General features: G+C 59.0%; 16 protein-coding genes. 4 read left to right on the forward strand and 12 right to left on the reverse strand.

What is annotated here, in order from left to right; translation table 11 throughout:
* Window positions 1–123: 123 nt before the first annotated feature.
* The 3 genes from ACIPIZ_RS11880 to ACIPIZ_RS11890 all read left to right on the forward strand — a co-directional run bounded on the left by ACIPIZ_RS11880 (window position 124) and on the right by ACIPIZ_RS11890 (window position 1,825).
* Complete coding sequence (locus tag ACIPIZ_RS11880) at window positions 124–627, forward strand: inclusion body family protein (protein ID WP_016982769.1); 504 nt, start codon at window positions 124–126, stop codon at window positions 625–627.
* A 125-nt stretch (window positions 628–752) separates the two neighbouring features.
* Window positions 753–1,292: an AidA/PixA family protein gene (locus ACIPIZ_RS11885; protein ID WP_401165433.1), complete on the forward strand. Its 540-nt coding sequence runs from the start codon at window positions 753–755 to the stop codon at window positions 1,290–1,292.
* A gap of 122 nt (window positions 1,293–1,414) precedes the next feature.
* Window positions 1,415–1,825 carry a low affinity iron permease family protein gene (locus ACIPIZ_RS11890; protein ID WP_007911483.1) on the forward strand — a complete coding sequence of 137 codons (411 nt, stop codon included), beginning with the start codon at window positions 1,415–1,417 and terminating at the stop codon, window positions 1,823–1,825.
* Window positions 1,826–1,917: 92 nt separating this feature from the next.
* Here ACIPIZ_RS11890 and ACIPIZ_RS11895 read toward each other — a convergent pair whose 3' ends face one another.
* From ACIPIZ_RS11895 to ACIPIZ_RS11930, 8 genes are all read right to left on the reverse strand, one after another.
* Entirely contained in the window at window positions 1,918–2,421 is a 504-nt protein-coding gene (locus tag ACIPIZ_RS11895) for a DUF4142 domain-containing protein (RefSeq protein WP_401165435.1), read from the reverse strand.
* Window positions 2,422–2,497: 76 nt separating this feature from the next.
* Window positions 2,498–2,653, reverse strand: coding sequence for a KGG domain-containing protein (locus ACIPIZ_RS11900; protein ID WP_007911485.1), 156 nt, complete (start codon window positions 2,651–2,653; stop codon window positions 2,498–2,500).
* Between the two features lie 116 nt (window positions 2,654–2,769).
* Window positions 2,770–4,119 carry a diguanylate cyclase domain-containing protein gene (locus tag ACIPIZ_RS11905; protein WP_401165437.1) on the reverse strand — a complete coding sequence of 450 codons (1,350 nt, stop codon included), beginning with the start codon at window positions 4,117–4,119 and terminating at the stop codon, window positions 2,770–2,772.
* A 79-nt stretch (window positions 4,120–4,198) separates the two neighbouring features.
* Window positions 4,199–4,837 carry a LysE family translocator gene (locus ACIPIZ_RS11910; RefSeq protein WP_064388510.1) on the reverse strand — a complete coding sequence of 213 codons (639 nt, stop codon included), beginning with the start codon at window positions 4,835–4,837 and terminating at the stop codon, window positions 4,199–4,201.
* 60 nt (window positions 4,838–4,897) lie between these two features.
* Window positions 4,898–5,314: a fosfomycin resistance glutathione transferase gene (fos, locus tag ACIPIZ_RS11915; protein ID WP_401165439.1), complete on the reverse strand. Its 417-nt coding sequence runs from the start codon at window positions 5,312–5,314 to the stop codon at window positions 4,898–4,900.
* 4 nt (window positions 5,315–5,318) lie between these two features.
* Entirely contained in the window at window positions 5,319–6,047 is a 729-nt protein-coding gene (locus ACIPIZ_RS11920; RefSeq protein WP_105708416.1) for a hypothetical protein, read from the reverse strand.
* A gap of 29 nt (window positions 6,048–6,076) precedes the next feature.
* A complete protein-coding gene (locus ACIPIZ_RS11925) occupies window positions 6,077–6,805 on the reverse strand; it encodes a hypothetical protein (protein ID WP_401165517.1) in 729 nt (242 codons plus the stop codon).
* 28 nt (window positions 6,806–6,833) lie between these two features.
* Entirely contained in the window at window positions 6,834–7,745 is a 912-nt protein-coding gene (locus ACIPIZ_RS11930; RefSeq protein ID WP_205895482.1) for a LysR substrate-binding domain-containing protein, read from the reverse strand.
* A gap of 77 nt (window positions 7,746–7,822) precedes the next feature.
* On the opposite strand from ACIPIZ_RS11930, the gene ACIPIZ_RS11935 reads away from it, so the two are divergent.
* Window positions 7,823–8,311, forward strand: coding sequence for a DMT family transporter (locus ACIPIZ_RS11935; RefSeq protein WP_150647029.1), 489 nt, complete (start codon window positions 7,823–7,825; stop codon window positions 8,309–8,311).
* Window positions 8,312–8,457: 146 nt separating this feature from the next.
* Here ACIPIZ_RS11935 and ACIPIZ_RS11940 read toward each other — a convergent pair whose 3' ends face one another.
* The 4 genes from ACIPIZ_RS11940 to ACIPIZ_RS11955 form a co-directional block, all read right to left on the reverse strand.
* Window positions 8,458–9,789, reverse strand: a complete 1,332-nt coding sequence (locus tag ACIPIZ_RS11940; RefSeq protein ID WP_064388522.1) for an MFS transporter — start codon at window positions 9,787–9,789, stop codon at window positions 8,458–8,460.
* Between the two features lie 171 nt (window positions 9,790–9,960).
* On the reverse strand, window positions 9,961–10,887 hold the full coding sequence (locus ACIPIZ_RS11945) for a hydroxymethylglutaryl-CoA lyase (RefSeq protein ID WP_401165442.1): 927 nt from the start codon (window positions 10,885–10,887) through the stop codon (window positions 9,961–9,963).
* Complete coding sequence (locus ACIPIZ_RS11950) at window positions 10,884–12,077, reverse strand: CaiB/BaiF CoA transferase family protein (protein WP_401165444.1); 1,194 nt, start codon at window positions 12,075–12,077, stop codon at window positions 10,884–10,886. The genes ACIPIZ_RS11945 and ACIPIZ_RS11950 overlap by 4 nt, the downstream gene beginning before the upstream one ends.
* 246 nt (window positions 12,078–12,323) lie before the next feature.
* Window positions 12,324–13,232 (reverse strand): LysR family transcriptional regulator, encoded by a 909-nt coding sequence (locus ACIPIZ_RS11955; RefSeq protein WP_401165446.1) that lies wholly within the window; start codon window positions 13,230–13,232, stop codon window positions 12,324–12,326.
* Window positions 13,233–13,444: the final 212 nt, after the last annotated feature.

Genomic DNA, 13,444 nt, shown 5'->3' on the forward strand with positions numbered 1-13,444 from the left:
GCCTGTTCATTTCTCGTGATCAGTGGGTTCCCCCAGTAGTGTGCTGGCAAAAGCCATACGGCAAGCAAGCATCGTCGTGACTGGATTGCAGTCCGACGTTCACTATGAAAAAGGAGCATCACCATGTCTCGAGTGACGGATATTCTGGTTTCCATCGACACCGAAACCATTCTGAAAAAGTATCCAAACATCAGCAAGGATCCGAAGAACCCCACGCTGATCGATTGGAAACATGTGTACATGGTCACCAATCAGGACAACGTCGTCAGTGGCCAGGCCGGTGGCGAACTGGACCTCAAGGCTCAGGTCGGCGATCTGATTCGCTGGCGCGAAACCAGCCTGTCGCAGAGCTTCGAACAGGCGGTGATTTTCTACAAATTCATCCCCAACGCCGGGGAGAACCTGATCTCGCCCCCCTCCCCGCGCAAGGCCACAGCGTGCGTAGCTGTGCCCAATACAAGCAATCCATCCGTGCCAAGCTGCCAGAAAGTCGACAACCACTATTGGTCATCCGAAACCCTGGACTGTGGTCGCGTGACGTATCACTTCCACTTCCTGATCGTCGATCGCAACTGCCAGATCATCGGCTGCTGCTCGTGGGATCCGTTCATCTCCATTCACAACTGATGACGCTCCGAGCCCCTTGGAGACAGGGGGCCCGACCGATCCGTCGCCGCCCCGGCCGGAACAGGATGTCTTGCCTTGACCGAAGCGGCTGTCGTTTCCTGCCAACATCATGAAAGGAAGCCATGATGACTAGCGAACCGATTCCGTCACCATCATCCGGCGTTACCAGCGCACACAATGTGCTGCTGATCGTCGACGCTGAATCAGTACTGGCGCGTTATCCGAACCCAAGCCTGGACGCCGCCGCACCGACGAGCATTACCGATGGGCTGATCTTTTTCGCCATAGGTAATGACTCGAAAGATATAGTCATAAATGACAGCAAAGTAACAATCCCCGTTGAGATTGACCGCGACCTGCACTTTCGCGGACGCTCCGTCAGCCTGATCGCCGAACACAGTGTGGTTGTGTACCGGATGACAGTGGCAGACAACGGCGTGCTTTCCGAACCTGACTTGCAAATTCATACCGACCTGACCGTGCCCGCGCCCAACCCGGACGACCCGACAACGCCGGGCAGTCGAAAAGCTGACGATCATTATTGGACCTGCACGCCGAAGAAACCTGGCGATGTGCAATGCGAACTGAGTTTCATGCTGGTCAATCAGCAGTGCGAGGTGGTGGGTTACTTCCACTGGAACGTCGACGTCGAACTCGAGGCTTAGAGTACTAATACTGAAACCGGTCGGGAGGCCGGTTTTTCAGGGACATTTCACACATCAGTAGAATTTTCCCAATCCCGCCAATGTCTGAATTTCAAGCACTCCCCTCAATAAGGAACACCGCTATGAAATTCGCAAAAATCTCCCAGAAGCTCGCGATGGTGGCCGGTAGTCCCAAGACCTTCATGGGCGCATTGATCCTGATCGGGTTGTGGGGACTGAGCGGGCCGATCTTTGATTACAACGACACTTGGCAACTGATCATCAACACTTCGACCACCATCATCACGTTCCTGATGGTGTTCCTGATTCAGAACACGCAGAACCGCGACACCGATATTCTGCATTTGAAAATCGATGAATTGCTGTTGGTGACCAAAGAGGCGCAGAACGCGATGCTTGGGCTGGAGGCGCTCGATTTGAAGCAGTTGGAGGCGTTGCGCAGGCACTACCGCTCGTTGGGCGAGGGTGAGGTTTTTAATCTTGAGGGGTTGGGTGAGAAGAGTAAGTCCAAGCAGGATTTGAATGAGTGCTGATGGTTAGATAAAAAAGCAAAAGATCGCAGCCTTCGGCAGCTCCTACAGGGATCGTGTAGGAGCTGCCGAAGGCTGCGATCTTTTGCTATTGATTAGCGGCTAGCCTGCAGCGCGCGAGCCTTCTCTAGATGGCTTTGCAATTTCGGCAAGGTCTCGTCGGCAAACGCCTTGATCTCCGGCACGTCGGTGGTCTGCGCTTGCTGCTGAATCTGCTCGATGGCCTCTTCAGTGGCTTTGACCTGACTAGCGGCGTAAGCCTGATCGAAGGATGCGCCCTCGGTCACTGGCGGCATCAATTCTTTTGCCTTGCCGGCCAGTTCTTCACGCGGTGCGACGGGCAGGTCGAGCTTCTTGGCGATCTTCGCCAGATGCTGGTTGGCCGTCGTGCGGTCGTTGATGACGACGATGGTGTAGTCCTTGACCTCTTTGGATTCGGCCTTGCCATGGGCCAGGCGACTGGCCTCGATGTCGGCCATGCCTTTGGCCGAGGCATCGTTGATGAAATCGGCGGGCGACTGGGCAAAAGCACTGCTGGCAAACAGGCCCAACAGCGATGCAAAACTGATGTTGCGTATACGGGTGGCCATCCGGCTCATGGTCGCGCCCTCCTTACTTGCGAAATTCAAGCGGGAGCTTACGCCCCCGCCTCTCAATCAAAACTACCTTCACCGACTACTTCGACTTCTGAGCGGGCTTGCGGCCCATGTCTGGTTTTGGCTCTTTGTCGACGGTCGTTGTGGTGGTTTTCCCACCTTTGCGACCTGCTTCAGAGGCCTTCGTTCGATCGTTGGCGAAGTTTCCCGAGTTCGAGTTTCTTGAATTAGGCATGATTCTCTACCTCTTGGTAATGATCGTGGCGAGCAGGTGCCCGCCTAGATTGAGAATTTCCCGGGCCGCAAAGGTTTAGAAAAGTTGCAGTCGCCGCGACGAACGGCGCCGCCGGATCAGCTACTGAGCGCGTGATGGTTCAAGCGTTTAGCGGCGTACATTGCCTGATCGGCATGGCGGAACAGTTGCTGCTCCTCCCTGCCGTGCTCTGGATAGCGGGCAACGCCGATGCTCGGTTCGATATGCAGGTTGTGGCCATCGAGTCGCATCGGTTGTACCAGCACCTGTCGGATTTTTTCCGCCACGCTGTCGGCATCTTGCGAAACCTGCACGCTGTGCAGCAGCACGACAAATTCATCGCCGCCAATTCGGGCCACCGTGTCAGTTTCCCGCACGCAGCCCTTGAGGCGGTTGGCCACGGTTTGCAGGAGCATGTCGCCGACGGCGTGACCAAAGGTGTCGTTGACCTGTTTGAAGCGATCCAGGTCGACATACAACAAGGCCATATGCCCTGATTGCTCGCGAGCGCCGGCCAACGCAGCCTTCAAGCGATCGCGCAGCAATTCACGATTGGGCAGCTGCGTCAGCTGGTCGTACTGCGCCATACGTCGCAGGCGGGCGTGCAATTGCTGACGCTCGATGGCCGTGGCGACCTGGGCGCAAACGTATTGCAGCAGTTCCTTGTCTTGCTCGGTGTAGCGCTCGCCGCCGGGCAGGCTTTTGACGATCAAGGCGCCGATGGTGCCGTTTTTCGAATTCAACGGCACGCCGAGCCAGCAGGGCGCGTTCTGCCCCGCCACCAACTCGGCGAAATCGGCTGGGGAATCTGTACTGTCCGGCGTAAGAAGAATCGGCTGGCCGCTACGGATAACTTCCGTGCACAGCCGTCCGGTGACGGTTCCCGGTTGCTCGGGCTGCAATTCGTGATCGTCGACGTGATAAGGGAAATTCAGTTGTGCGCAATGCTCGTCGTACAGCGCCACGGAGAAATTCATCGCCGGCAGCCATTCGCCGATGATCAGATGAATACGCTTGAACAGCGCCAGCAGATCTTCCGCCGCATGGGCCGCTTCGGAAATCGCGTATAACGCTGCCTGGCGCGATTCGGCCTGCTTGCGCTCGGTGATGTCGCGCGCCACGGCGATGCGCAGTTGATCGACTTCCGACCAGCGCGCCGACCAGAGGATGTGCACGACGCTGCCGTCCTTGCGCAGGTAACGGTTTTCAAAGTTGAGTTTGGGTTCGCCACCCATGATTTCGTTGGCGGCAGCCAGAGTACGCTGACGATCCGCCGGGTGTACCAGCTCGATCATTTGCCGGCCGATCAACTCTTCAGGCGAATAGCCGAAAACACGCTCACAAGCGGCGCTGACAAAAACGAAGCGCCCCTGCTTGTCGACCGCGCAAACGGCGTCCAGCAAGAGGTCTATAAAACTCGCCAACGGCGCGGAATTTCGGCTTTCCATGGTTCAGCGTGGGTGTCCGGGCAATGCAGCACTGATTAACCATCCCTGACCTCTTGATTGCGCATCCCTGCACACACCTTCAAGCCTTGTTCGGCATCAGCCCAGGCAGCGCATGCATTAGTGCGTTGATGGCGAAACCGATGAACATCACCCCGCACAGCCGGGTGATCAGCAGCTCATGACGTTGATACATCGTGCGCACCCGCTGCGCGCCGACCACACCAATGAGGATAGCGTAGGCCAGCAAGCCACCGAGGAAACTCAGGGCAATCAACATCGGCAGCATCGACCAGTTGAGCAGTTCGGCGCGGCTCGATAGCAGCGCGGTGAACGTGGCGACCGCCACCGGATAGGCCTTGGGATTGGTCAAACCAAACAGAATTCCGTGCCAGAACGGCTTGCGCGCCGCGCCCTGTGGTTCATCGCCGTTGCGCCGCTGGGCCCGCACCGCGCGCCAGCCGAGCCAGAACAGGTACAAACCGCTGAGCACACCGAGCACATCAAACGCGGTGCTGCCGATTTCCCGGGCGCCGACAATCGCAATCAGCGCCGTGCTGCACCAGACCACATCACCGAGCAGATGCCCGCAAAGAAACCCCGCCCCGGCCCGCCGCCCGTGAGCTGCGCCGATGCCGAATACCGCCAGCACACCCGGCCCGGGCGTAATACCGTAAATGAAACCCGAGGCCAGCACGGCCATTAACAACGATGGAGTCATGGAAAACCTGCAAGCGCCCGATCACGTGGCCGCCAGTCTATAACAGACAAATGTGTCTGATCATGACTCGTCGTAAAAACGCATGCCGGCGTACGGTTTTTGCCGGCAAGCTGCCAGTCGCGATGCAAGATCGCCGACATGCACTTCGAGCTTGTGGCCGTCGGGATCGAGAAAGTAGAACGACGCACCTTCGCTGCGGTTATCCCGCCATTCCTGCACGTTCGCCATTTTTAGCTTTGCTACGAACGTTGAGAAATCCGCTGCATCAAGGCTGAACGCGTAATGGGTGTAATCACCGCACGCCTCGGCTTTGCGCAGCGGATCTTGCGACAGACACAACCACAGCCCAGGCAGCGACAAGTAGGCACCGGCGTCCCACGTCGCTTCGACACCCAACTGCAGCACATCACGGTAGAAGGCGAGGCTGCGATTCAAGTCGCTGACCGCGAGGGTCAAGTGATTGAGGCCGGTGAGCATCGGGTCAGTAACCTCTGAGGTCTTCGGGGACGGTGTATTGTTCGCCGTCGTAGGTCAGGGTGACGCGAGTTTTCTTCATCTCGATAGTTTTCGAGATGCACTTCTTGTCCGACAGGAAGGATTTGTAAATTGAACCACTCGAGCTGACGATCAGATCGGCGAATCCATGGTGGCTCGTCGGGCCGATATCGATAGTTCTGCGGATTTGCGTGTCCTCGGTTCCACATTCATCCGTCCCTTCGCCGAACTCCTTGCGAATCACCAAGCCTTCCAGCACAGGGCGCAATTTGTTGCCCTCCCGCACATACAACGCCAAATCGGTTTTTGCGTAAGGATTGGCTCTGGAGCCATGACTGGCGAATTTTGAACGCAAACCGAATGCACGGACATCTGCAGCCAATCGGTAACGGGCCGTATCGATTGTCAGATCGTCGAAACTGATGGCATCGGAATTGTAGGCACCCGGCTTGGCATAGGTAGCGAGACTCTTGCCGCTTGTCGAACTGACGAGCGCCAGTTCCAGATCGAACGTCCCCATCTCATCGTCGCCCGAATCCGAGAGAAATGAAGATTTCGCCGCAATCGACTGGTCGTTGAACGCCGGCCACGCTTTGCAGCGCGAAAGGGACTGGCCGTCGAACTTCTTCACTTCGCAAACAGGCTGGGCTTGAGCGGTCATAGTCAAAAGACCCATTGCGATAAAAGAGCCCAGCAAGGTGATACGCGAGATCATTGTTCTTCCTTGAGTAAAAGACATCGGTCTTAGTGGCCTTTGAAATCTTCAGGCACTACGTAGTTTTTGCCGTCATAACGAAGTGTCGTCAAGACCGGTTTCTGCGCGACAGTATTGGATACACACGCCGCGTCCTCTCCCTTGCCTGTGGTTGAGCTACTGATCGTTTTGATAATCAGGTCGGCATAGCCATGGGTGCTGGTCTTGGCCAACGCCACGGTTCGCGTCGTCTCGTAGCGCTCCCCTGCACAATCGCCATCCCACTCCCCGCCGTATTGATAAACCACCAGTCGATCCATTACCGGACGCAATGCGTTGCCGTCTTTCACATAGAGCGACAACCAGGTTTCATCCACAGGATTCACACGGGAAGAGCCTTTGAATCGAACCCGAACGCCAAAGGCCTGCAATTGCGGCGCGAGCTTATAGCGGGCGGTATCAAATTTCAGTTCATCAAGCGCGATGGCATCCACAGAGAATGCGGAGGGCTGATAAAAGCTCGCTAACGGCTGCGAGTCTGCGCTCGTCACCAAGGACAAATGCAGGTCGTAAAGCCCCACCGTCCCTGACGCGCCATATACCGGATCGGGTGAGAAATTGGCGGCGGCGGTGAGCGTCAGTCCGGGATACGCCGGCCAGTCCTTGCAGAGGGAAAAATCCATCTCATGCGCCGTGGGTGCCGGCGTGCAATCGGCCAATGCCTGCCCTGCCAGCAACCAACCGCACAATGCCGCACAACCGATCCAGCCAGACTTCATTGTCACTTCCCGCTCCTTGATTATTTTTTCAGCCGCGCACTATCCCCTCCTCAATCGTCCGATTCAACCAGTTCAACGCCTGATCCCCACCCCGCCGCTTATGCCACGCCAGTACAAACTTAAACGGCGCAATCTCGAACGGTGGCGGCACCACGATCAGTTCACGCTGATCGATCTCGCGGACGCTGCGTGAGGACACCGTCAGAATCAGATCCGTGCCACTGATGAACTGCGGCGCGACGTTCCAGTGCGGCAGGCTGATCGCGACGCGGCGGCGCTCACGCAGAGATGTCAAGGCACGCTCGATTTCCGGCGTGCCGCTGCCGCGCATTTCCAGCAATACGTGCGGCCGCGACAGGTAGCTCGGCAAATCCAGCACACCGTTGGCCGGCAGCGTCTGGCGATCCAGCAGGCAGACGTAGCGTTCTTCAAACAGCACCGAGTTGCGCAGTTCGTTGGGCATTTCCGGGAAGACGCCGGCGGCGACGTCGATATCGCCATTGAGCACGCCTTCGAGCATGCCTTCACGACTGGCATGGCTGATTTGCAAGTCGATCCCCGGTGCCTCCCGGCGCAAAGTGCGGATCAGCGTAGGCAGAATGATCGCCGCGCCATAGTCCGACATGGCCACACGAAACGTCCGACGCGCACTGGCCGGATCGAAGGTGTTCGGCGCCAGCAGCGATTGCACCTGAGCCAGCGCTTCGGTCAACGGCGCGACCAATTCCAGCGCCCGCGCCGTCGGCACCAGCGTCGCGCCTGCGCGCACCAGCAACGGATCGCCGAGCAGATCGCGCAACCGCGCCAGCGCATGGCTGACCGCCGGTTGACTGAGGTGCAGACGCTCGGCGGCGCGGGTGACGTGTTGCTCGCTGAGCAAGGCGTCGAGGATCACCAGCAGGTTGAGGTCGATACGGCGCAGATCATTCATCTGGTGCATGTTCTGGATGACGAAACGGAATTTAAATCTGCGCGACGAATACTCTAGAGTCCAGCAAAACCTTGTGGAGCTTGATCATGAGTACGTTGCAGTGGACCGGATTGTTGGCGCTGGCCGCGTTTGCCGGGGCAGTAGTGCCGTTTCAAAGTGCGATCAACAGCAATCTTGCGCGCGGGCTGGGGCATCCGTTGTGGGCAACGTTGGCGTCGTTGCTGGTGAGCGTTTTGGTGTTGTTGCCAGTGATTTTGGCGTTGCGTTTGCCCCCGCCGTCTATGGCGTTTATCAGCAAGGCGCCGTTGTGGATGTGGGCGGGTGGCGCATTTGGCGTGTGTTTTGTGGCGTTGGCGGTGATGCTGCTGCCAAAGCTTGGGGCTTCGGGGTTTGTTGCGCTGGCGTTGGCCGGGCAGGTGATTGCCTCGATGGCGCTGGATCACTTGGGCTTGTTTGGACTGGTGGAGAAACAGCTGACGGTGTCGCGGGTGTTGGGTGCGGTGTTGTTGATTGCGGGAGTGGTGTTGATTCAGTTTGGCGGGGTGTTTGAGAGGAATGCAATGGCTGCTGGATGATCGTTTTAATCGATGATTTTCAGCGTCTGGAAGTCAGTCTTCGCGAGCAGGCTCGCTCCCACAGGTGCCGAATTCCAACTGGAGGAATGCGATCAACTGTGGGAGCGAGCTTGCTCGCGAAGGCGTCATTGCAGGCGCCGCCGATCTCAGAACCTGTCGAGCGTGCGCAGTTTCTGCGGCAGTCCCCACAACAGCAACGCCGCCGCAATCAGTGCCGCCACGCCAATCACGTAAAGCGCCGGCGTGGTGCTGCCGGTCAGATCCTTGATCCGCCCGACCATCACCGGGCTGACGATCCCGCCGAATTGCCCCAGCGTGTTGATCACCGCAATCCCGCCCGCCGCGCCAGCGCCAGCACCGGCAAGCAACTTCGGTGGCAGGGTCCAGAAGCTTGGAATCGAGGCAATGATCCCGGCGCCGAGCAAGCCGAGGGCGACGATCAGAAACGTGGTGTGGCTGGCAAATATCCCGGCGCTGAAAAAACCGATCGCCCCGACAATGACCAGCCCGGCGACAAACTTGCGCCGTTCACCGGTCGCGTCCGACAAGCGCCCGATCACCACCATGCTGATCGCCCCGCAAATGTACGGAATGGCCGTCAGCAGGCCGATCATCACCGGGCTCTCGGTGCCGGCGCTGCGGATCAATTGCGGCGCCCAGAAATTCAAACCGTAGGACGCCACCTGGATCAGGAAGTAGATCAGGCCCAAGGTCAGGAAACCGGGAATCTTCAACGCCGCCAGCAGCGAGCCGCCGCTCTTGTGCGGTTCATGCTGGGCGATGCGGCTGGACAGCAGTTTCTTCTCGTCAGCCGTCAGCCAGTGCGCATCCTCGATGCGATCCTTGAGCAGCATCAGCACCAGAAAACCGAGACCGATGCACGGCACGCCGCCGAGCAGAAACAACCAGTGCCAGCCGCGCATTTGCAGCACGCCGTCGAGGTGTTCCAGTACCAGACCGGAGAACGGCGCGCCGACCAGCCCGGCAAACGCTGAGGCGAGAAACAGCATCGAGGTGATGCGGCCACGGAAGTGCTGCGGAAACCACAGCGTCAGGTAATACAGCACGCCCGGGGCAAAACCGGCTTCCATCGCACCGATCACAAAGCGCAGCGCGTAGAACTGCCATTCACTGGTCACGAAGACCATCAGTGCCGTCGCCACGCCCCAGGACATCATGATTCGGGCGATCCAGCGGCGCGCGCCGACCTTGTACAGCATCATGTTGCTGGGCACCTCGAACAGCACATAACCGACCACGAACAGCCCGGCGCCGAGACCGTAAGCGGTATCGCTCAGGCTCAGGTCGGCTTGCAGCTGGAACTTGGCGAAGCTGATGTTGATGCGATCGAAAAAGGCGAACAGGTAACAGACCATGATCAGCGGCATCAGGCGCCAGGCGACTTTGCTGACCAGGGCTTTTTCGGCATCGTGATCGACGGACGAGCTTGCGCCCGCCTCCATTACATTGAGGCTCATAGCTTTTCTCCAGGCGGACTGCCGGTGGGCGTCCGATTGTTTTTGTTGTCTGGTTCGGTTTTTAACTGTAGGAGTGAGCCTGCTCGCGATAGCGGTGTATCAATCACCGCAAATGTTGCCTGACACACCGCTATCGCGAGCAGGCTCACTCCTACAGGGGGATTGGTGTTGTCAGGTGGGGATTGGGTGCAGGTCGCAGTTGCGCCCGGCCTTGGCCAATTGGCCGGGGACTTCGTGGCCAAGCAAAGCCGGCAGACCTCGCGAGAGTTGCAACAACAGCGGCAAGTCGATGCCGGTGTGGATGCCGATCTCATCGCACAGATTCACCAGATCTTCCGTGCAGATATTGCCCGACGCCCCCGGCGCAAACGGGCAACCACCGAGGCCACCAAGCGCCGCATCGAAACGCCGCGCCCCCGCCTCATAAGCCGCCAGCACATTGCACAAGCCCAGACCGCGGGTGTTGTGAAAATGCAGGGTCAGATCCGCCGGCGAAACCCGCTGCAACACCCGCCGCACCAACCGATCGACCTGTCGCGGATTGGCCATGCCGGTGGTGTCGGCGAGGGTGATGCCCGTAATGCCGAGTTCCTGATAAGCGTCGAGGATTTGCAGCACGCGATCCTCGTCAATCTGACCTTCGAACGGGCAACCGAACGTCGTCGCAATACTGCCATTGAGGCGCACGCCGGAGCCGCTGGCGAACGCGACAATCTCTGCAAACGCCGCCAACGAGTCTTCACAGCGCATGCGCATATTGGCCATGTTGTGCGTCTGGCTGGCGGACATCACCAGATTCAGTTCATCGGCACCCGCCGCCAATGCGCGCTGCGCACCTTTGAGGTTGGGGATCAGCGCGACGTAAATCACCTGCGGTTGACGCTGAATCCCCTTGAACACCTGCTCGCCATCACGCAGCGCCGGAATGGCTTTCGGCGACACAAACGAACCGGCTTCGATGCGACTGAAACCCGCCAGCGACAGTTGATCGATCAGCGCGATTTTGTCGACGGTTTCCACCCACGTCGGTTCGATCTGCAAGCCGTCGCGGGGCGAGACTTCCTGGACGATCAAGGTTTGCGAATAGTCCGTGATCATTGCACCACCCCTTGGCTTTTCAGGCGCTCGATGTCGAGTTCAGCCAGGCCGAGGCCGGTGAGAATGCCGTCGGTGTGCTGGCCGAGTGTCGGCCCCGACCAGTTCACGCCGCCGGGGGTCTCCGAGAGTTTCGGGACGATGCCGGGCATCTTCACGGTTGCGCCGCCGGGCAGTTGCGCGTTGAGCAACATGTCCCGCGCCTGATAGTGCGGATCGGCAACGATGTCGGCCACCGAATAGATCCGGCCTGCGGGCACTTCTGCGCCTTCGAGCGCCGCGAGGACGGCGTCGATCGGCAGGCTGCTGGTCCAGTGGGTGATGGCGGCGTCGAGCACACCGCTTTTGGCGGCGCGACCATCGTTATGGGCAAATTCTTCGGCATCAGCCAGGTCATCACGGCCAATGGTGTGCATCAGACGTTTGTAGATCGGGTCGCTGTTGCCGGCGATCACCACGTAAGCGCCATCAGCCGTGAGGTAAGTATTGGACGGTGCGATGCCCGGCAAAGCGCCGCCGCTGCGCTCACGGACATGGCCGAGCATGTCGTATTCCGGCACCAGGCTTTCCATGACGTTGAACACGCTTTCGGCCAGCGACACGTCGACGATCTGCCCGCCGCCCTGCCCGGTCTTGACCCGTAGCAGCGAGATCAGCGCGCCGATCACCGCGTGCAGCGAGGCCAGCGAATCGCCGAGGCTGACACCGACCCGCGCCGGGGGCGAACCGGGGGTGCCAGTGGTGTAGCGAATGCCGCCCATCGCTTCGCCAATCGCGCCAAAGCCGGGGCGGTCGCGGTACGGGCCGGTCTGGCCATAACCGGAAATGCGCACGAGGGTGAGATTGGGATTCAGCGCGTGGAGCACGTCCCAGCCCAGGCCCAGTTTCTCCAGCGCGCCGGGGCGCAGGTTTTCGATGATCACGTCGGCATCGCTGGCCAGTTGCTTGACCAGTTCGATGCCTTCGGCGGATTTGAGGTTGAGCGCCAGGGATTTCTTGTTGCGTGATTGCAGGTACCACCACAGCGACGTGCCTTCGTGCAGCTTGCGCCATTTGCGCAGCGGGTCGCCCTGACCCATGGCTTCGATCTTGATCACCTCGGCGCCGAACTCGGCGAGCATGCGCGCGGCAAACGGCGCGGCGATCAGGGTGCCGATCTCGATCACTTTGATCGCACTCAAGGGGGCAGTCATCGCGGGGTACCTCTTGTTCTTGGAATATGCGGCCAAGGCTAGAGGAACGATGACTGGGCAATCCAGCCGTCTCTCGGCAAAGGGCGTTCGCGAAATGCGAACGCTCAGGGGTGAATTCCAATCAGTCTTCCAGAGCAGGCTCGCTCCCACAGGGATTGGTGGCGGCTGCAGATTCTGTGTTCAGCCCCCATCCACTGTGGGAGCGAGCCTGCTCGCGAAGAGGCCAGCCCATTCAGCGGAAATTTATCAGCCCTGCCCGCGCAAATGCTCAAACAACAACCGACTCACCGGCGACAACCGCGCCTCATCCCGCACCACCACAATTAACGCGCGATCCGACCACTCATCCGTCAACGGCACCGCGTGCAACCCCAGCGCCTGACCAAACAGTTCATAGGCGCGCTGCGGCAAAATGCCAATGCCCATGTTGGCCTGAACCATCCGGCACACCGCATCGAACCCCGGCACATGAATACGAATTCGCAGGACTTTACCGGCCTGGCGCGCGGCCGCGTGGGTGCGCATGTTGATCGAACTGGCCGCGTGCAAACCGACGTAATCGCTGTCCAGAGTTTCGCTGAAGGCAACGAATTCACGCGCGGCCAACGGATGCTCCGGCAGCATCACCACCACCAGTTTGTCCTGGCGGTACAACACGCTGTGCAGACCTTTGGTGTCGCTGTCGTTGGAACAGATACCGAGATCCGCCACGCCATCGAGTACACCCTGAATCACCCCGGCGCTGGGCCGTTCCTCAAGGTCGGTCTTGACCTGCGGATGCTGCGCGGAGAAGTCGCGCAGGTCTTCGGGAAGAAACTGAATGATCGCCGAGAGGTTCGCCAGCATGCGCACGTAACCGCGCACACCGTGACTGTGTTCGCCGAGCTCAAGGCTCATTTTCTCGACGTTGAACAGCATTTGCCGCGCATGGTGCAGCAGTGTTTCCCCGGCCGGGGTCAGCGTCATGCCCTTGGCCTGGCGCACGAACAAACTGATCCCGAGCGCCTCTTCCAACTCCATCAGCCGTTTGCTCGCCGCCGACACGGCGATGGCTTCGCGCGAGGCGGCACGGGTCAGCGTGCCCTCTTCGTGCACGGCGACAAACAGTTGCAGGGTGATCAGGTCGAGGCGGCGGATCAGGCTTTTTTGCAACATGGAAGGCTCAATGACTGGGGTTGGTCAGTATCGGCAGGATAGCCCGATTTTCGCCCACGTCAGACAGGTGATTGATCGATAGATTTTGTGGTTTCGCCCTACAAACAAAACTCTGTCGCCTTTCAGGATTCGCAGAAACAGCTGATTTTTGCCGGTTTTTTCGTTCTGTAAAGTCTGGCAACACACACAAATTGCAACACCCCATGGATCGC

Origin of the sequence: Pseudomonas sp. NPDC087690 (genome assembly GCF_044743175.1) — a bacterium.
GTDB lineage: Bacteria > Pseudomonadota > Gammaproteobacteria > Pseudomonadales > Pseudomonadaceae > Aquipseudomonas.

What these genes read in the sequence shown, in the direction of transcription:
- ACIPIZ_RS11880 (WP_016982769.1), top strand. Translation starts at nt 124, where the DNA reads ATGTCTCGAGTGACGGATATTCTGGTTTCCATCGACACCGAAACCATT.
- ACIPIZ_RS11885 (WP_401165433.1), top strand. Translation starts at nt 753, where the DNA reads ATGACTAGCGAACCGATTCCGTCACCATCATCCGGCGTTACCAGCGCA.
- ACIPIZ_RS11890 (WP_007911483.1), top strand. Translation starts at nt 1,415, where the DNA reads ATGAAATTCGCAAAAATCTCCCAGAAGCTCGCGATGGTGGCCGGTAGT.
- ACIPIZ_RS11895 (WP_401165435.1), bottom strand. Translation starts at nt 2,421, where the DNA reads ATGAGCCGGATGGCCACCCGTATACGCAACATCAGTTTTGCATCGCTG.
- ACIPIZ_RS11900 (WP_007911485.1), bottom strand. Translation starts at nt 2,653, where the DNA reads ATGCCTAATTCAAGAAACTCGAACTCGGGAAACTTCGCCAACGATCGA.
- ACIPIZ_RS11905 (WP_401165437.1), bottom strand. Translation starts at nt 4,119, where the DNA reads ATGGAAAGCCGAAATTCCGCGCCGTTGGCGAGTTTTATAGACCTCTTG.
- ACIPIZ_RS11910 (WP_064388510.1), bottom strand. Translation starts at nt 4,837, where the DNA reads ATGACTCCATCGTTGTTAATGGCCGTGCTGGCCTCGGGTTTCATTTAC.
- fos (WP_401165439.1), bottom strand. Translation starts at nt 5,314, where the DNA reads ATGCTCACCGGCCTCAATCACTTGACCCTCGCGGTCAGCGACTTGAAT.
- ACIPIZ_RS11920 (WP_105708416.1), bottom strand. Translation starts at nt 6,047, where the DNA reads ATGATCTCGCGTATCACCTTGCTGGGCTCTTTTATCGCAATGGGTCTT.
- ACIPIZ_RS11925 (WP_401165517.1), bottom strand. Translation starts at nt 6,805, where the DNA reads ATGAAGTCTGGCTGGATCGGTTGTGCGGCATTGTGCGGTTGGTTGCTG.
- ACIPIZ_RS11930 (WP_205895482.1), bottom strand. Translation starts at nt 7,745, where the DNA reads ATGCACCAGATGAATGATCTGCGCCGTATCGACCTCAACCTGCTGGTG.
- ACIPIZ_RS11935 (WP_150647029.1), top strand. Translation starts at nt 7,823, where the DNA reads ATGAGTACGTTGCAGTGGACCGGATTGTTGGCGCTGGCCGCGTTTGCC.
- ACIPIZ_RS11940 (WP_064388522.1), bottom strand. Translation starts at nt 9,789, where the DNA reads ATGAGCCTCAATGTAATGGAGGCGGGCGCAAGCTCGTCCGTCGATCAC.
- ACIPIZ_RS11945 (WP_401165442.1), bottom strand. Translation starts at nt 10,887, where the DNA reads ATGATCACGGACTATTCGCAAACCTTGATCGTCCAGGAAGTCTCGCCC.
- ACIPIZ_RS11950 (WP_401165444.1), bottom strand. Translation starts at nt 12,077, where the DNA reads ATGACTGCCCCCTTGAGTGCGATCAAAGTGATCGAGATCGGCACCCTG.
- ACIPIZ_RS11955 (WP_401165446.1), bottom strand. Translation starts at nt 13,232, where the DNA reads ATGTTGCAAAAAAGCCTGATCCGCCGCCTCGACCTGATCACCCTGCAA.